Below are 18,422 nucleotides of genomic sequence, written 5' to 3'. Positions count from 1 at the left end.
GGAAGCGATGATGACACGCAAACACCTCAGGAAACGTACATTGTTGGCGGGCACGATTGCGACGCTGGCCATTGCTACGGTCGCGGCAAGGTTCGTCTATTCGAGCCATGCAACGGCACCCGCGCCTGCCGCACCGCCGCCTGCACAAGTCGTGGTGAGCACGCCGCTGGCGCGGACGGTCAATTCGCGGTTGGGTTTCCTCGGCCAGTTTTCCGCGATCGAGCGGGTCGAGCTTCGCGCACAGGTCGGCGGTACGCTGACGGGCGTCTATTTCAAGGACGGGGATATCGTCAAAAAGGGCGATCTGCTGTTCACCATCGATCCGCGGCCGTTCGAGATCAGGCTGGCGCAGGCCAACGCTGCGCTCGAGACGGCACAGGCGCGCGTTGCGCTCGCCGCGGCGGAACTCCATCGTGCCCAGGTGCTGGCGGCGAAGGCGTTCGGAACGATAGAGAATGTGGACCAGCGCACGGCGGATCAGCGCAGCGCGCTGGCCTCCGTGGACGATGCGAAGGCGCAGATCCGCGACGCCGAGTTCGATCTCGAGCATTGCCGGATCGTCGCGCCGTTCACCGGGCGCATTGGCACGCATCTGGTCTCGGCCGGCAATCTGATCGCCGGCAGCCGCGCCGGGACTTCGCCGACGACCCTGCTCGCCACCATGGTCTCGCTCGATCCGATCTGGCTGGATTTCGACATGAGCGAGTCCGACTTTCTGGTCTATTCCCGGGATCGGGCGCGCACAAAGGGCGGCGCCCCGGACAAGGTGGAAATCGCGCTCAGCGACGAGACAAGCTTTGTCCGGCGCGGCACGCTCGATTTCGTCGACAATGCGCTCAACCGTTCGAGCGGCACCATCCACGCCCGCGCCACCGTTACCAATCATGATAACCTTCTGACGCCGGGTGAGTTTGCCCGCGTGCGGCTGCTCGCGGGAGCGCCGGTGCAAGCCCTGCTGGTGCCGGACGAGGCCGTGCTTCCCGACCAGGCGCAGCACGTCGTCATGAGCGTCGGGCCCGACAACACGGTGGTGCCCAAGCCGGTCGAGGTCGGCGATCTCCAGGGCGGGCTGCGCGTGATCCGGTCCGGGCTTGCGCCGACCGACCGGGTGATCATCGAGGGCATTCCGCATGCGGTGCCCGGCACGAAGGTCGCGCCCCAGAACGGCTCCATCCGCTACGCTGCGGCCGCAGGCGCCGGTTAGCGGGGGGCAACGACATGCGTCTGGCTCACTTCTTCATCGATCGTCCTCGCTTCGCGACCGTGCTCAGCATCGCGATAATGGCCTTCGGCCTCGGCGCATTCGTGATCCTGCCCGTGGCCCAGTACCCGGAAATCGTCCCGCCGACCGTGCAGGTCACTGCGTCCTATCCCGGCGCATCCGCCGACACCGTCGCCCGTACGGTCGCAACGCCGCTCGAGCAGCAGATCAACGGCGTCGAAAACATGCTGTACATGAACAGCCAGTCGACGGGCGACGGCAATCTTACGATCACGGTGACGTTCCGGATCGGCACCGATCTCAACGTCGCGCAGATGCTGACGCAAAACCGGGTGCAGGATGCGCTGTCGCGCCTGCCCGACGACGTACAGCGTCTCGGCGTGCAGGTCCGCAAGTCGATCCCGAGCATCCTGCTCGCCATTCACCTTTACTCGCCGGACAAGTCGCGCGACACGCTTTATCTCTCGAACTACGCGACGCTTCACATCAAGGACGTGCTGGCCCGCCTGCCCGGCGTCGGCGACGTGACATTCCAGGGCGGCCGTGAATATGCGATGCGCATCTGGCTCGACCCGGACAAGGCCGCCGCCTACGATCTCAGCGCCGGCGACGTGCTCGCGGCGTTGCGCGCGCAGAACCTTCAGGTGTCGGCCGGCATTCTGAACCAGCCGCCGATCCCGAGCCGCGAAGCCTATCAGATCAACATCGAAGCGCTCGGGCGCCTTGCCACGCCCGAGCAGTTTGCCGACATCATCGTCAAATCCGATAACAACGGACATGTGACTCGAATCCGCGACATCGGCCGGGTCGAGGTCGGCGCCGCCGACTACGGCAGCACCGCCTACAAGGACCGCAGCAATGCGACGGTACTGCTGATCTATGCCGAGCCCGGCGCCAACTCACTCGCCGTCGACCAGGAGGTGCTGGGGTCGCTGAACGAGCTCAAAAAGGACTTTCCGCCCGGCGTCAGCTCGACCGTCATCTATGACCCGACCGTATTCATCTCGAAGTCCATCAAGGAAGTCATCGTCACCATCTTCGTGGCCATCCTGCTGGTGGTCGGCGTCGTGTTCCTGTTCCTTCAGAACTGGCGGGCGTCGATCATTCCGGTCATCGCGATCCCGGTCTCGCTGATCGGGACCTTCACGATCCTGGCGGCGGCAGGCATATCGCTCAACAACCTGTCGCTGTTCGGCCTTGTGCTGGCCGTCGGCATCGTGGTCGACGACGCGATCGTCGTGGTCGAGAACGTCGAGCGCAACATGCACCAGGGCATGTCGCCCGTGGAGGCGGCCCACCGGACGATGGACGAGGTCGGCGGCGCGTTGATCGCGATCGCGCTGACGCTTTGCGCTGTGTTCGTGCCGTCGGCGTTCATCTCAGGCATTTCCGGACTGTTCTTCCGCCAGTTTGCGGTGACGATCGCCGCTTCCACCGTCATCTCGTGCTTCGTTTCGCTGACGCTCAGCCCGGCACTCTGCGCCGTGCTGTTCAAGCCGCATTCCGCGTATGACGCGGCGCATGCCGGCCGCTTGCGGCGCCTGCTGTACGGCATATTCGACCGCTTCAATCGCGGCTTTGAGTGGCTCTCCTTCGGCTATGGCACCCTGACGCGGCGGCTCGTGCGCGCCGGCACCATCATGCTGGTGGTCTATGTCGGGCTGATCGCCGTTGCCGGGTTCGAGTTCTACAAGACGCCGATCGGCTTCATTCCCGAACAGGATCAGGGCTACCTGATCAACGTCATTCAACTGCCGCCCGGCGCGGCACTGGATCGGACCGAAAACATCGTCCGGCGCAGCACCGATATCATCCTGGGAACGAGGGGCGTCGAGCACGTCGCGCCCTTTGCCGGCCTCGATGCAATGACCTCCACGGTGGCATCGAACGCGGCAACGATTTTTTCGGGACTGCCGTCGCTCTACAACCATGACGAGGCGGGCGTCACCGCGAACACGGTGCTGGCGGATTTGCGCGGCCGCCTCTCGGCCATCAAGGACGCCTATGTGCTGACGGTCCCGCCGCCGCCGGTGCAGGGCCTCGGCAGCGCGGGCGGCTTCAAGATGATGCTGGAAGACCGGGCCGGGGTCGGCTCCAATGCACTGGTCAAGGCCGCAAACGAGCTTGTCGCCGCGGCCAACAAGGATCCGGCCTTTGCCGGCGTGTTCACGCTGTTCAATGCGGGCTCGCCGTCGGTCTATGCGGATATCGACCGGTTGAAGGCCGAGAAGGTGGGACTGACGCCGACCGACGTCTTCGCCACGCTCCAGGTCTATCTCGGCGGGCAGTATGTGAACGACTTCAACTATCTCGGCCGCGCCTACCAGGTGAGGGTGCAGGCCGATGGCGGCTACAGGCGCACCGCGCAGGACATCTCCCGCCTCAAGGCCCGCAACCTGGCAGGCGAAATGGTGCCGATCGGGACGGTGGCGCAGCTCAAGAGCAAGACGATTCCCTATCGCGTGCCGCGCTACAATCTTTTTCCCGCGGCCGAGCTGCAAGGGGTTGCGGCGCCCGGCGTCGCTACCGGCACGGCCCTACATCGCATGGAGGAGCTCGCACACGAGGTGCTGCCGAAGGGCATTGCCTTCGAGTGGACCGATCTGGCCTTTCAGCAGCAGCAGCGCGGCACGCCGACGCTTCTGGTGTTCGGAGCCGCGGCGCTCTTTGTCTTCCTCGTGCTGGTCGCGCAATACGAAAGCTGGACGCTGCCGCTGGCCATCGTGATGATCGTGCCGATGTGCCTGCTTGCCTCCGTGACGGGGCTGCTCGCGCGCGGCATGCCGATCGACATCCTGGCGCAGATCGGCTTCGTCGTTCTCGTTGGCCTGGCCGCCAAGAACGCGATCCTGATCGTCGAGTTCGCGCGCCAGAGGGAAGAGGAGGGCGCCAGCCTTGCCGAAGCTGCCGTGCACGCCGCGCGCACGCGGTTGCGCCCGATCCTGATGACGTCGCTGGCCTTCATCCTGGGCGTCGCCCCGCTTGCGGTTGCAACCGGCGCCGGCGCCGAAATGCGGCAATCGCTGGGGACCGCCGTGCTGTTCGGAATGCTGGGCGTGACCTGCTTCGGCCTCATCTTCACGCCGGCCTTCTTCACCTTCATCCGCGGCCTCGGGCGGAAGCGGACGGTGAAAGCCGCAACGAGTGACGTGAAGGCGGTCCGATCCTCATCCTAGCTGGCCGGCTGTCCCTAATTAGGGGGACAGACGCCGCGCAAGGCGGCATCGATAATGGACACGCAGGCGGACCGCCAATTCTCCGGCCGCCAATAAAGAAGAATCTCGTAGGAGGAGATATATGAAGCTGGTTGCTGCCGGGCTCTCGATCATCGCTGGCACGCTGCTGCTGGCTTCGGCTGCGAATGCCGACATCAAGGTCGGGATCGTCGTATCAGGCTCCGGACCGGGCTCCGCGCTCGGCCAGCCGCAACTGCGGACGATTGCCGCCCTGCCGAAGGAAATCGGCGGCGAGAAGATCGTCTACATCTCTCTTGATGACGAGTCCGATACCACCAAGGGCGTCCAGAACGCCCGGCGCCTCGTCATCCAGGATGGCGTCGACATCCTGATCGGATCGTCGCTGACGCCGGTGACCATGCCGATGCTCGACGTTGCCATGGAATCGAAAACGCCGCTCATTTCGCTGGCGGCGGCCACCGCGATCGTGCAGCCGATGGATGACCGGCGCAAATGGGCATTCAAGGTGGTCCCCAATGACGATCTGATGGCGGGCGCGATCCTCAAGCATATTGCGAAATCTGGCGTGAAGACCCTCGGCTATGTCGGCGTGTCGGACGGCTATGGCGAAGGCTACTACAAGGAAGTCGCGCGGCTTGCGCCGACTCTGGGCCTGACCGTCACCACCCATGAAGTTTACGCACGCGCCGACACCAGCGTGACCGGCCAGGCCCTCAAGGTGCTGGCGACCAATCCGGATGCGGTGTTCATCGCCTCCGCCGGCACGCCCGCGGTGTTGCCGCAGGAAGCGCTGCGCGACCGCGGATACACGGGGAAAATCTTCCAGACCCACGGCATCGCCTCGGAAGAATTCATCAAGCTCGGCGGGGCCAAGGTCGAAGGCGCCGTGTTCACAGGCGAAGCCTTTACGATTGCCGAGGACCTTCCGTCCGACAATCCGTTCCGGCGGGTGCGCGAGGAATTCGTCTCCTCCTACGAAAAGGTCAACGGCAGCAAGCCAAACATCTTCGCCGCGCATCTGTGGGACGCAGTCGCTCTTCTGAAGAAGGCGGCGCCGAACGCGCTGAAGGCGGCAAAGCCCGGCACGCCGGAATTCCGCATTGCGCTTCGCGACGAAATCGAGCGCGGCAAGGACGTCCATCTGAACAACGGTCTGTCGACCATGAGCCCGACCGACCACAACGGATATGACGAGCGTTCCACATTCCTCATCAAGGTCGAGGGCGGCAAGTTCCGATTGCTGGAAGCGCCGAAATAGCTCGGAACCGGCGGTTCCAAAATATGTTGCTTAGGCAACTAATTTGTGAGAGGCTTCCCGAAACAACGGAACGGCGGTGAATCCACCGCCGTGCTTCGGGGAGGAGCGATGTTTGGTGCGAGCGCGCCCGGCGCATGCCGACGCATGTCTGACGAGCGGACGCTACATGCGCCGCCGGCAGCGGGCCGCGGCCCGCGCGCCTTACGATCCGCTGCCTTACGATCCGTTGCCGGTGACGGCACCGAGATTGTTGTGCAGGCGGCGCAACAGATCGATCAATACTTCGTGCTCACTTTTGGACAGGCACGACAGCAGCCGGCGCTCCCGGTCGAGCGCGACCAGGATCACCCGATCGTGGGTGGCGCGGCCCTTTGCCGTCAGCGATATGGAGTGGGTGCGCGCATCGTCGGCGTCGGTCCTGATCGCGACAAGGCCGCGCTTCTCCATCTCGGCGAGCGTGCGGCTGACCGGGCCCTTGTTGAACCCGATCACCTGGCAGATGCGGGAAGCCGCGATGTTGGGCTCGATCGCGAGCAGCGCCATGATCCGCCACTCGGTGACGTTGACGCCAAACTCGTTCTGATAGCGGATGGTCGCGCTGTTCGACAGCTTGTTCGCGATGAAGGTGATGAACGCCGGAACGTAGCGATCGAGATCGAGCGTCGGACTTTCCTGCGCGTTGCGCGGCTTGGTCGCTTGCGTGCCTGGGGCCATCTGTCGGTTCGCGGTGAAAGGTGCGGAAACACATCCACCAATAAAGGCCCGGGGCGAGGCTTCACAAGCGCAAAATTCAGGAGGACAGCATGATGGCATCCAGCTCCGCTGCATCCACTGGCAGCCCCGGCGGGTCGATCCCCCATCTCGACTTCGATCCCTTCTCGATCGAATTTTTCGCCGATCCCTTCCCGACCCACGCGAAGCTGCGCGAAGCCGGCCCGCTCGTTTATCTCGACAAATGGGGCGTCTATGGCGTGGCGCGCTACGAGCAAGTGCACGCCGTGCTCAACGATCCCGAGACGTTCTGCTCGAGCCGCGGCGTGGGCCTCAGTGATTTCGCCAAAGAGAAGCCGTGGCGTCCGCCGAGCATCATTCTGGAAGCCGACCCGCCGGCCCATACGCGCACCCGCGCGGTGCTGAACCAGGTGCTGTCGGCCAGCGCGATGCGTCCGCTGCGCGCTCATTTCACGGCGCTGGCCGAAGCCAAGGTCGACGAGCTGCTGGCACGCGGCAGTTTTGATGCCATCCCCGATCTGGCCGAGGCCTATCCGCTCTCGGTGTTTCCCGATGCGCTGGGCCTGAAGCAGGAGGGACGCGAGAACCTGCTGCCTTACGCCAGCCTCGTGTTCAACGCCTTCGGGCCGCCGAACGAGCTGCGCAAGGAGGCGATCGAGCGCTCAGCGCCACATCAGGCCTATGTCGCCGCGCAATGCCAGCGCGAGAACCTCGCACCCGGCGGCCTCGGCGCCTGCGTCCATGCGCAGGCGGACGCCGGCGCCATCACGCACGACGAGGCGCCGCTGCTGGTGCGCTCGTTGCTCTCCGCCGGTATAGACACCACGGTGAACGGCATCGGCGCCGCCGTCTACAGCCTGGCGCGCTTTCCCGATCAGCTCGCAAAGCTGCGTGCCGATCCCTCGCTGGCGCGCAACGCGTTCGAGGAAGCCGTCCGCTTTGAAAGCCCGGTGCAGACCTTCTTCCGCACCACCACGCGCGAGGTCGAGATCGGCGGCCATGCTGTCGGCGAGGGCGAGAAGGTGCTGATGTTCCTCGGCGCCGCCAACCGCGATCCGCGCCGTTGGGAGAACCCCGACAGCTACGACATCACGCGGCGCACCTCGGGCCATGTCGGCTATGGCTCCGGCATCCACATGTGCGTCGGCCAGCTCGTCGCCCGCCTCGAAGGAGAGGTGATGATGGCGGCACTGGCGCGCAAGGTCGCTTCGATCGAGATCACCGGCGAGGTGCAGCGCCGCTACAACAACACGCTGCGCGGGCTTGAAAGCCTGCCCGTCACGATCAGGCCGGCCTGATCCGGCCGCCGACGCGCCGCAGACTTCAAGTATAATCATTTTAGGGGAGGGACCCATGAAGAAATCCGGAATCTACGCCCGCGCTTGGACTTGCCTGCGCGGCCGGCACAGCACATGCGGAAATCTCCGGCGACGTGGTGCGCGTCGGCGTGCTCAACGACATCTCCGGCATTTTCCAGGACACCAACGGCATGGGCTCGGTCGAAGCCGCGCGTATGGCGGCCGAGGATTTCAACGGCGGGGCCAAGAACATCAAGGTCGAGATCGTCTATGCCGACCACCAGAACAAGGCCGATGTCGGCTCGGCCATCGCGCGCAAATGGCTCGACGTCGACGGCGTCGATGCCATCGTCGACGTGCCGAACTCGGCGGTCGGCCTCACCATCAATTCGCTGGTGCGCGACAGCAAGATGACGTTCCTGGCGTCATCGACCGCCAGCTCCGATCTCACCGGCAAGGCCTGTTCGCCCAACACCATTCAATGGGTCAACGATGCCTGGGCCACCGGCAACACCACCGCGTCCGCAATGATGGCGCGCGGCGGGAAGGACTGGTATTTCATCACGGTCAACTATGCGCTCGGGCAGGGCATCGAGGCGGAAGCCACCAATTACATCGAGAAGCACGGCGGCAAGGTTCTCGGCTCCAGCAAGCACCCGCTCGGCACGTCCGATTTCGCGTCCTTCCTGCTACAGGCGCAGAACTCGAAGGCCAAGGTGATCGGCCTTGCCAATGCCGGCGGCGACACCATCAACGCCGTGAAACAGGCGGCCGAATTCGGCATCCAGCAGGGCGGCCAGACCATGGTGGCGTTTCTGCTGTTCGTCAACGACGTGCATGGGATGGGATTGAAGGTCGCGCAGGGCCTGCAAATCCTCGAGTCCTTTTATTGGGACATGGACGACGACACCCGCGCCTTCGCAAAGCGCTTTGCCGCGCGTCCTGGAATGAACGGCAAGATGCCGAGCGCCAACCAGGCCGGCGTCTATGCTTCCACGCTCGCTTATCTCAACGCGGTTGCGGCCACAGGCAGCGACGACGCAAAGAACGTCGTGCCGCAGATGAAGAAGTTCAAAGGCAAGGACAAGCTGTTCGGCGACGTTGCGATCCGCCAGGATGGACGCGTCGTTCACCCGATGTATCTGTTCGAGGTGAAGAAGCCGGACGAGTCGAAATATCCGTACGATTATTACAAGCTGATCTCCACCATCCCGGCCGATCAGGCATTCCGGCCGATGGCCGACGGCGGCTGCGCATTGGTCAAATAGGGAGAGGTGCGGCAGGCAGCCGCGACAAATCGATCGGACGGGGCTGATCTGTACACCCGGCCATCCAGTTCCTGAAACGGGAAAACAAGGCATCGTGAATTCTGTTCACGCTGCTTTGTTGTACGCTCTGTAGCCCGGCCCTTGAAGAAAAGGGGGAGGGCGAGTTCGCAACGGCCACGTTCAAACAGCTCTCTTTTTGTCGTCGAGGGTCAGGCCTTCCTTGGGATCACTCAAGGAAGCCGGTTTCGTTGCATTAACAAACGCCAGGAGGGAGGCGCGTCATGATCAAATTGCAGATCAATGGTCAGGAACGGAACTGGGACGGCGACCCTGATCTTTCGCTGCTCTGGTTTCTCCGCGACGAGGCCGGCCTGACAGGCACCAAATATGGCTGTGGCCAGGCCTTGTGCGGCGCATGCACCGTCATCGTCGACAAACAGGCCGTCCGCGCCTGCATCACTTCGGTCTCCGACGTGGTCGGCCGGCAGGTCACGACAATCGAAGGCCTTCACCCGACCGGAGATCACGCCGTTCAGAAGGCCTGGCGTCAACTGAATGTCCCGCAATGCGGCTATTGCCAGGTTGGCCAGATCATGCAGGCCGCCGCGCTGCTGATCGAAAATCCAAAGCCCACGCACGATCAGATACGCGAGGCGATGGCGGGCAATATCTGCCGCTGCGGTTGCTATCAGCGCATCGAAAACGCGGTTCACCTCGCATCGACGGGGGTCTGATCATGAACATCATAACCAATCCCAAAACGCTTCGCGGCTTTGAGCGTTACGTCAAGGTCGACAACGTTTCACGCCGCAGCATCCTGAAAGGTCTCGGGCTGGCCGGCGGGTTCGTGCTGGCCGCACCGGTGATGTCACGGCCCGCCCTTGCCGCTTACAAGACCGGCGCGGACAAGATGCCGCACGGCACCGTCGTGGATCCCCGCGTGTTCGTTGCGATCGCCCCTGACGGCATCGTCACCATCGTCGCGCACCGCGCCGAAATGGGAACGGGCGTCCGCACCAGCCTGCCGATGATCGTTGCCGAAGAAATGGAAGCCGATTGGTCCCGCGTAAAGGTCCAGCAGGCCCACGGAGACGAAGCCAAATTCGGCAACCAGGATACCGACGGATCGCGCAGCACCCGGCACTACCTGATGCCGATGCGCCAGATCGGCGCTTCGGCGCGGACCATGCTCGAAGGTGCGGCGGCGAAACGCTGGGGCGTTCCGGCCACCGAAGTGAAAGCGGTCAATCACGAGGTCGTCCACAGTGCCAGCGGACGCCGCATCGGCTTCGGCGATCTGGCGGCCGACGCCGCCAAAGAGTCGGTGCCAAGTGTCGAAGGGCTCAGGCTGAAGGACCCCAAGGACTTCCGCTATCTGGGCAAGGGCCAGATCAGCATGGTCGACCTCCGCGATATCACGGTGGGAACCGCGCGGTACGGCGCCGACGTCCGCCTGCCCGGGATGAAATACGCCGTCATCGCCCGGCCGCCGGTAACTGGCGGCAAGGTCGCTTCGTTCGACGGGGCGGCGGCGATGAAGGTCTCCGGCGTCGAGAAAGTGATGGAAGTCAAAGGCTGGCCGTGGCCTTCAAAATTCCAGCCGCTCGGGGGCGTCGCGGTGATCGCGCGCAACACCGGCGCTGCGATCAAGGGCCGCGACGCCCTGACGATCGTCTGGGACGACGGCCCCAACGGCAAATACGAGTCGGCCGCCTACCGCGCCGAGCTTGAGGAAGCGGCGCGGAAACCCGGCCTAGTCGTACGCAAGGAGGGGGACGTGGAAGCCGCCCTGAAAGGCGCCGACAGGGTGATCGTAGGTGAGTACTATCTGCCGCATCTCGCCCATGTTGCCATGGAGCCGCCGGTCGCGGTCGCCGATGTCAAGGGCGACAAGGCGGAGATCTGGGCGCCGGTGCAAAGCGCCGGCGGAACGCGCGAGGACGTCGCCAAGACGCTCGGCATTCCCCAGGAGAATGTCACCGTCAATGTCACCCTGCTCGGCGGCGGCTTTGGGCGCAAATCGAAATGCGATTACGCCATCGAGGCGGCCTTGCTTTCAAAGGAACTCGGCGCGCCCGTCAAGGTGCAATGGACGCGGGAAGACGACGTTCGCAACGGCTTCCTGCACACCGTCTCGGTGGAACGCATCGAGGCCGGTCTCGACAAGAGCGGCAAGGTGACGGCATGGCGGCATCGCAGCGTCGCACCGAGCATCGCCTCCACGTTTGCCGCCGGTGCAAAGCATCAGGCGCCGTTCGAACTCGGCATGGGACTGGTCGACATGCCCTTCGAGATCGCCAATGTGCAATGCGAGAATCCGGAGGCGGCCGCGCATACCCGTATCGGCTGGTTCCGCGCCGTATCGAACATTCCGCGCGCCTTCGCGGTACAGTCGATGGCCGCTGAAATAGCCCATGCCACCAAGCGCGATCAAAAGGACATGTTGCTCGAATTGATCGGCTCTCCGCGGATTCTCAAACTGGATTCCGTGAAGGACCTCTGGAACTACGGCGAGCCCTATGAAAGCTATCCGATCGATACGGCCCGTCTGCGCAAGGTCGTCGAACTGGTCGCAGACAAGGGCGGCTGGGGGCGCTCCGTTCCAAAGGGACACGGGCTCGGCATTGCCGCGCATCGCAGCTTCGTCAGCTATATCGCGACGATCGTCGAGGTGGCGGTCGACGACAAGGGGAAGCTCACCGTGCCGCGGGTCGATACCGCCATCGATTGCGGAACCTACGTCAATCCGGAGCGGATCCAGTCGCAGATCGAGGGCGCCGCGATCATGGGTATGAGCCTCGTCAAACATGGCGAGATTACCTTCAAGGACGGCAAGGTGCAGCAGGGCAATTATGACGACTTCCCGGTGATCCGGATCGACGAGTCGCCTGCCGTGACCAACGTCTACATCGTGCCTCCGGCTCCCGATACGCCGCCAAGCGGCGTTGGCGAGCCCGGCGTGCCGCCCTTTGCACCGGCGCTGATCAACGCGATCTTCGCCGCGACCGGCAAGCGCATCCGCACACTGCCGATCGGCAAGCAATTGGAGGCGTGAGGAACGTTGGACCGTGCGGTCCGTTTTCTTCGATCTGATGAGGAGTCGGATCGATGAAGCCTAACGCAACTTCGCTCGCGCAGATGCTGCTGTCGAGCGTGCTTCTATTGAATACGCAGGCGGCGACCGCTCAAACGCAGTCGCCGCCGGGCGCGACGGCAACGCGGCCTGCGACCACGCCTCCCGGGCAATCTTCCTTGCCGAACGCAAGCCCGCCGGCCACCACGACCCAGACCACCGGCGAAGCTGGTCGCGATCCCGTCGTGAAGAAAATGAACGAGGACGAAAAAGCAAAGGTCGATACCAAGGGTAAATAGCCCGAAGTTTTGATCGGCTGGCGTCCATGCAAGGCCCGCTTCGGCATGTCCTGCTTTGGATCAAGGCCGTCGTCATCGTGTGCGGCAAAATTCCGCCAAAAGCCTCGGCCGACGTAATCGTCAGTGGCCAATTCGGCCCGGACGGGCAAATCAAATTCTGATTTTCGGAAGTCATGTCAAGCCCTGAAATCAAAAATATTCCGCTTGTCAATTTCGGCAAATCAGAATTATAACAGCGCCACCTCATCCCCGAGGAGGGGCGTTGGCCGTCGCCACCAAACGTTGGGATGGGATGCGATGGACGCGCTTGTTCAGCAGACGACTGAACAAGGGCGTACGGCGAAGTCGTGTGGTCCTGGCGCCGCGACGCTGGCGCTAAGCCTTGCGGAATTTCCGCGAGGCGATGGTGACAACAAGCCCGCTCACCAGGGAGAGCGCGATATAAGCCGTAAAGCCATTGCGCAGGGGATGTCGGAGTGTTCTCCGCTCACCTGTATGCTCGTGTGCAGTTTTTTAATGCGCAAGCAGCGCACACGAGACCTCGGGTGCAGCGCGCACCCGGCATTCCCTGCGCCCTCTACCCTTAGAGGCGCGATGAATTTTGAAAAGCTCGGGCGCAAATCGCGTCGTGAGAACGCGAACACACATTCAGTCGTCATCCCCGCGACTTGTCCGCCGTAGCTCGCAGAGCGAAGGCGGAAGGCGGGGATCCAGTATTCCAGAGACATTAAATGATTGAACCGAGAGGCCGCGGCGTACTGGATACCCGCTTTCGCGGGTATGACGGCCGGGCGGCGGCTGGACTGGGTATGGCCGATCGGGCACGCCTCGGCTGAAACTTGTGCTCCAACCCCTTGGGAACCCTTGCCTTCACCGTCGCGCCACATTTACAAATCATTAACTGTCCCGGCCGCTTTTGGGGATTTGCCGGCATTTGACGGGGTTTGGAAACACCCCATCAAGGTTGACGGAACGTTCGCTTAACCAACCCCCTGTAGACCGATGACAGTATGACGAACGTGAGCGTGGAGGCTCCCGGAATGAAACATCAGATGCGTATCCTCCAGGGATTGAAGCTGGCCGCGGTGCTGGCGGTGGCGCTGGCGATGGGCGCCTGCGCCAACAAGAACGCTGCAACCGATGCGATGGCGAACGCCGCCACCCCCGGCAGCCAGCAGGACTTCGTGGTCAATGTCGGCGACCGCGTGTTCTTCGAAAGCGACCAGACCGATCTGACCCCGCAGGCGATCGCCACGCTGGAACGGCAGGCGCAGTGGCTACAACAGTATAATCGTTACGCTTTCACCATCGAAGGCCATGCCGATGAGCGCGGCACACGCGAATACAACATCGCGCTCGGCGCCCGCCGCGCCCAGTCGGTCCGCTCCTTCCTGGCCTCCCGCGGTATCGATCCTAGCCGCATGCGCACCATCTCCTACGGCAAGGAGCGTCCGGTTGCGGTCTGTAACGACATCTCCTGCTGGTCGCAGAACCGCCGCGCCGTTACCGTGCTGAACGCCAGTTCGTAAAGCTGGTGCGAAAGCCAGAGCCGATTTCATCGCCGGCGCCCCTCGGGGCGCCGGTTTTGCCTTTTGAGGCGCTCTACGTGAATGTTTGTTCAGTCACAATTCCGGCGTAGTCCATGCGTCCTGTGATTTCCGCTTTCGATGTCAGATGATCGTCGTCAGGCCAAAATGTCATCCAGATTTCATATGATTACCCGCGCCGTGGCGTTCGCTGCGGCGCTCGCCGTTGCTCCCTCCGCCTTCGCGCAGTCCGACGATCCGGACCTCGAATTGCGGATCCAGCGGCTGGAGAACCAGCTCCGCCAGCTCACCGGCCAGAACGAGGAGCTGCAATACCGCAACCGGCAGCTCGAGGAACGTCTGCGCCAGCTCGGCGGCAGCGTGCCGCCTGCCGGCGCACCGGCGTCCGTCGCCCAGCCGAATGTTGCCGCCGCGCCCCCGGCCTATCCGCAGCCTCAGTCGGGTTACCAGCAGCAACCCGGTTACCAGCAGGGCGGATATCAGCAGCCGCCGGCGCAGGCGGGTTATCCGCAGCAGGGCTATCCGCAGCAGCAGACCTACCCGCAGCGGCAGGGCGGCTATGAACCGCAGATCGCTTCGCCCGCGCCGATCGTCCAGGATCCGGCGGCGCCGGTCGGTAACCGCCGCCGCGGCGATGCCTTCGATCCCAACCAAAATCCCAACGCGCCCGGCGCACCGCGCGCACTCGGCGGCGGGCAGATGCCGGTCTCGCCCGAGCCGGTGGTCGGCGCGCCCGGCGGACGCGGGGCAGGGGAACCGCTCGATCTCGCCCGCACCAGCCCGGCGGGACCGCCGCCGCAACCGCGCGCCGCCGGTCCTGTTCCCGGCCAGAGCGCCGCACTGACCACGCTGCCGCCGTCGGCCACGCCCAAGGACGAATTCGACCTCGGCATCGGCTACATGCAGCGCAAGGACTACGCGCTCGCCGAACAGACCATGCGCAACTTTGCGCAGAAATACCCGAGCGATCCGCTGCTGGCGGATTCGCAATACTGGCTTGGCGAAAGCTATTTCCAGCGCCAACAATACCGCGATGCGGCGGAAGCCTTCCTCGGCGTCACGACCAAATACGACAAGTCCGGCAAGGCGCCGGACGCGCTGTTGCGGCTCGGCCAGTCGCTCGCCGCGCTGAAGGAAAAGGAAGCCGCCTGCGCCGCACTTGGCGAAGTCACGCGCAAATATCCGCGCGCCTCGGCCGGCGTCAAAGCCGCGGTGGACCGTGAGCAGAAGCGGGTTAAGTGCTAGATCAGCGGGCGTGAGGTCGAAAGAAGGGGCCTCGATATTGCCGGCGACAAGATGGCTGACGACGACCATTCCGCGATCTCGGCCCAGCACGCGAAAAGCCTGTTCGCCGGCTGGAAGGCGGCGCCCGCGCTGGTGCTCGCGGTCTCCGGCGGTCCGGATTCCATCGCGCTGATGTGGCTGGCCGTGCGCTGGCGCCGCGGCCTCAAGCAGGGACCGCGCCTGATCGCGGTCACCGTCGATCACGGCCTGCGCGGCGAGGCGGCGCGCGAAGCCCGCGACGTCAAGCGCCTTGCGCAGTCGCTCGCGATCGAGCATCGCACGCTGCGCTGGCGCGGCGCCAAGCCCAAGGCCGGCATCCCGGCTGCCGCGCGCGAGGCGCGCTACCGCCTGCTGGCGCAGGCCGCGCGCCAATGTGGCGCCAGCCACATCGTCACCGCTCATACGCGCGACGATCAGGCCGAAACATTGTTGATGCGGATGCTGCGCGGCAGCGGCATTGCCGGCCTCTCTGCCATGGCGCGCGAGAGCGAACGCGACGGCGTGCTGTTGGCGCGGCCGCTGCTGGACATCTCGAAGGCGCAACTGATCGCAACGCTTGCGAAGGCAAAGATCGCCTTCGCCGACGATCCGACCAACCGCGACACGAACTTCACGCGGCCGCGGCTGCGCGAACTGATGCCGGCGCTGGCCGCCGAGGGGGGCGACGCCAAAAGCCTGGCGCGGCTCGCCGCGCGGCTGGCCCGCGCCAATGACGCGGTGGAAGTGCTGGCCGATGGCGCCGAGCGCTACCTCGCGCTCAAGGGCAATGCCGGCGATGGCTTCGACGCGCTGGCCTTCGCTGCGCTGCCTGAAGAAGTCCGCGTCCGCCTCCTGCGGCGCGCGATCGACAAACGCGGGCATGAGGGGCCGGCTGAGCTTGGCAAGGTCGAGACGTTGCTGGCGGCGCTTGACCGGGCCGCGGTGGAACGCCAGCCGCGTCTGAAGCAGACGCTTGCGGGCGCCGTCATCCATCTCGCGAAAGGCCGGATCCGCATCGAGGCCGCGCCGCCGCGTCGCGGGCGCAAGGGTTGAAACAAAGGGTTGAACAAGGGTTGAATCGTGAATGTGGGCCGGGATATTGTCGCGATATTGCGCCGAACGGCTTAACCACCCCGGAAAACTGCGGCCCTGGCGCCATTATTTACGCGGGAATCGCGCTAAGATGCGCTAAATAGTCCTGTGTGGTTCCCTTGGCATCAAGGAGGGCGCCACCTAGATTGTATGCAGTCGTCCGGGGAATCCCTCGTGGCTACCGGGGTTTACTGCCAAGGAATAAGGCCGCGATCCGCGCGACCACGAAGGAAGCTCAATGAACGCCAATCTGCGGAATTTCGCCCTCTGGGTCATCATTGTCCTGTTGCTGTTGGCGCTGTTCACGCTGTTCCAGAACCCGGGCCAGCGCGCGTCTTCGCAGGACATCTCGTTCTCGCAGCTTTTGAGCGAGGTCGACCAGGGCAAGGTGCGCGATGTCGTGATCCAGGGACCTGAGATTCACGGCACCTTCACCAATGGCTCGAGCTTCCAGACCTATGCGCCGAACGACCCGACGCTGGTCAAGCGTCTGTATGACGGCAAGGTGCAGATCACCGCGAAGCCGCCCGGCGACAACGTGCCGTGGTTCGTGTCGCTGCTCGTCTCCTGGTTGCCGTTCATCGCTTTGATCGGCGTGTGGATCTTTTTGTCGCGCCAGATGCAGGGCGGCGCCGGCAAGGCCATGGGCTTTGGCAAGTCGCGTGCAAAAATGCTGACCGAGGCGCATGGCCGCGTGACGTTCGAGGACGTCGCGGGCGTCGACGAGGCCAAGCAGGATCTGCAGGAGATCGTCGAGTTCCTGCGCGACCCCGGCAAATTCCAGCGCCTTGGCGGACGCATTCCGCGCGGCGTGCTGCTGGTCGGCCCTCCCGGCACCGGCAAGACGCTGATCGCGCGCGCGGTTGCGGGCGAAGCCAACGTGCCGTTCTTCACCATTTCCGGTTCTGACTTCGTCGAAATGTTCGTCGGCGTCGGCGCAAGCCGCGTGCGCGACATGTTCGAGCAGGCCAAGAAGAACGCGCCGTGCATCATCTTCATCGACGAAATCGACGCGGTCGGCCGTCATCGCGGCGCCGGTCTGGGCGGCGGCAATGACGAGCGCGAGCAGACGCTCAACCAGTTGCTGGTCGAGATGGACGGCTTTGAAGCCAATGAAGGCATCATCCTGATCGCCGCCACCAACCGGCCCGACGTGCTGGATCCGGCGTTGCTGCGCCCCGGCCGTTTCGACCGCCAGGTGGTGGTGCCGAATCCGGACGTCGGCGGCCGCGAACAGATTTTGAAGGTTCACGTCCGCAAGGTGCCGCTGGCGCCCGACGTCAACCTGAAGATCATCGCCCGCGGTACTCCCGGCTTCTCGGGTGCTGACCTGATGAACCTCGTCAACGAGGCCGCGCTCACCGCTGCCCGCCGCAACAAGCGCATGGTGACCCAGTCCGAGTTCGAAGAGGCCAAGGACAAGGTCATGATGGGCGCCGAGCGCAAGTCGCTGGTCATGAGCGAGGAAGAGAAGATGCTGACCGCCTATCACGAGGCCGGTCACGCCATCGTCGGCCTCAACGTGCCCGCGGGCATTCCCGTGCACAAGGCCACCATCATCCCGCGCGGCCGCGCCATGGGCATGGTGAAATTCCTGCCCGAAGGCGACCGCTACTCGATGAAGTACAAGGAGTTCACCTCGCAGCTCGCGGTCGCCATGGGCGGACGCGTCGCGGAGGAGCTCACCTTCGGCAAGGACAACATCACGTCCGGTGCATCAAGCGACATCCAGCAGGCCACCAAGATGGCGAAGGCCATGGTGACGCAGCTCGGCTATTCCGACGAACTCGGCACGGTGGCTTATGGCGACAATCAGGAAGAAGTGTTCCTGGGCATGTCGATGGGCCGCCAGCAGAACATCTCGGAGGCCACCGCGCAGAAGATCGACGCCGAAGTTCGTCGTCTGGTCGAGGAGGGCTACGAGACCGCGCGGCGTATCCTGACCGAGAAGAAAAAGGACTTCGAGACTCTGGCGCAGGCGCTGCTCGAATACGAGACGCTGACCGGCGAGGAGATCACCGACGTCATCAACGGCAAGAAGCCGAACCGCGAATCGGTGCTGGAGCCGACCGGCCCGCGCACCTCGGCCGTGCCGCCCGCCGGCAAGCCGCGCCCGCGGCCCGATCCGGACCCCGGTCTGGAGCCGCAGCCGCAGGCGTAATGCCTCGAGTAG

General features: G+C 64.2%; 13 protein-coding genes. 12 read left to right on the top strand and 1 reads right to left on the bottom strand.

Going from position 1 to position 18,422, the window contains the following annotated elements:
• Positions 1-10 precede the first annotated feature (10 nt).
• The 3 genes from JQ628_RS14310 to JQ628_RS14300 all read left to right on the top strand — a co-directional run bounded on the left by JQ628_RS14310 (position 11) and on the right by JQ628_RS14300 (position 5,677).
• Positions 11-1,204 (top strand): efflux RND transporter periplasmic adaptor subunit, encoded by a 1,194-nt coding sequence (locus JQ628_RS14310; protein WP_212223230.1) that lies wholly within the window; start codon positions 11-13, stop codon positions 1,202-1,204.
• A 14-nt stretch (positions 1,205-1,218) separates the two neighbouring features.
• Complete coding sequence (locus JQ628_RS14305) at positions 1,219-4,398, top strand: efflux RND transporter permease subunit (protein ID WP_212223229.1); 3,180 nt, start codon at positions 1,219-1,221, stop codon at positions 4,396-4,398.
• Between the two features lie 121 nt (positions 4,399-4,519).
• The gene (locus JQ628_RS14300; protein WP_212223228.1) at positions 4,520-5,677 is read left to right on the top strand and encodes an ABC transporter substrate-binding protein; all 1,158 of its coding nucleotides are present in this window, start codon (positions 4,520-4,522) and stop codon (positions 5,675-5,677) included.
• Between the two features lie 216 nt (positions 5,678-5,893).
• Here JQ628_RS14300 and JQ628_RS14295 read toward each other — a convergent pair whose 3' ends face one another.
• Entirely contained in the window at positions 5,894-6,391 is a 498-nt protein-coding gene (locus JQ628_RS14295; protein ID WP_212223227.1) for a MarR family winged helix-turn-helix transcriptional regulator, read from the bottom strand.
• A gap of 89 nt (positions 6,392-6,480) precedes the next feature.
• On the opposite strand from JQ628_RS14295, the gene JQ628_RS14290 reads away from it, so the two are divergent.
• From JQ628_RS14290 to ftsH, 9 genes are all read left to right on the top strand, one after another.
• Positions 6,481-7,707: a cytochrome P450 gene (locus JQ628_RS14290; RefSeq protein WP_212223226.1), complete on the top strand. Its 1,227-nt coding sequence runs from the start codon at positions 6,481-6,483 to the stop codon at positions 7,705-7,707.
• A gap of 134 nt (positions 7,708-7,841) precedes the next feature.
• The gene (locus JQ628_RS14285) at positions 7,842-8,975 is read left to right on the top strand and encodes an ABC transporter substrate-binding protein (RefSeq protein ID WP_433996132.1); all 1,134 of its coding nucleotides are present in this window, start codon (positions 7,842-7,844) and stop codon (positions 8,973-8,975) included.
• Between the two features lie 281 nt (positions 8,976-9,256).
• A complete protein-coding gene (locus tag JQ628_RS14280) occupies positions 9,257-9,709 on the top strand; it encodes a (2Fe-2S)-binding protein (RefSeq protein ID WP_212223225.1) in 453 nt (150 codons plus the stop codon).
• 2 nt (positions 9,710-9,711) lie between these two features.
• Entirely contained in the window at positions 9,712-12,030 is a 2,319-nt protein-coding gene (locus tag JQ628_RS14275; RefSeq protein WP_212223224.1) for a xanthine dehydrogenase family protein molybdopterin-binding subunit, read from the top strand.
• Between the two features lie 53 nt (positions 12,031-12,083).
• Positions 12,084-12,347 carry a hypothetical protein gene (locus tag JQ628_RS14270; RefSeq protein ID WP_212223223.1) on the top strand — a complete coding sequence of 88 codons (264 nt, stop codon included), beginning with the start codon at positions 12,084-12,086 and terminating at the stop codon, positions 12,345-12,347.
• Positions 12,348-13,387: 1,040 nt separating this feature from the next.
• Positions 13,388-13,876 carry a peptidoglycan-associated lipoprotein Pal gene (gene pal / locus JQ628_RS14265; RefSeq protein WP_212223222.1) on the top strand — a complete coding sequence of 163 codons (489 nt, stop codon included), beginning with the start codon at positions 13,388-13,390 and terminating at the stop codon, positions 13,874-13,876.
• A 165-nt stretch (positions 13,877-14,041) separates the two neighbouring features.
• Positions 14,042-15,139: a tol-pal system protein YbgF gene (ybgF, locus tag JQ628_RS14260; protein WP_212223221.1), complete on the top strand. Its 1,098-nt coding sequence runs from the start codon at positions 14,042-14,044 to the stop codon at positions 15,137-15,139.
• 51 nt (positions 15,140-15,190) lie between these two features.
• Positions 15,191-16,210 carry a tRNA lysidine(34) synthetase TilS gene (gene tilS, locus JQ628_RS14255; RefSeq protein ID WP_212223220.1) on the top strand — a complete coding sequence of 340 codons (1,020 nt, stop codon included), beginning with the start codon at positions 15,191-15,193 and terminating at the stop codon, positions 16,208-16,210.
• A 277-nt stretch (positions 16,211-16,487) separates the two neighbouring features.
• Positions 16,488-18,410 (top strand): ATP-dependent zinc metalloprotease FtsH, encoded by a 1,923-nt coding sequence (ftsH, locus tag JQ628_RS14250; protein ID WP_212223219.1) that lies wholly within the window; start codon positions 16,488-16,490, stop codon positions 18,408-18,410.
• Positions 18,411-18,422 lie beyond the last annotated feature (12 nt).

The sequence above is a fragment of the Bradyrhizobium lablabi genome, assembly GCF_018129385.1.
GTDB classification, from domain to species: Bacteria; Pseudomonadota; Alphaproteobacteria; order Rhizobiales; family Xanthobacteraceae; genus Bradyrhizobium; species Bradyrhizobium lablabi_C.
Note: the sequence above shows the minus strand (reverse complement) of the source record. Positions and strands in the feature narration are given on the sequence as shown.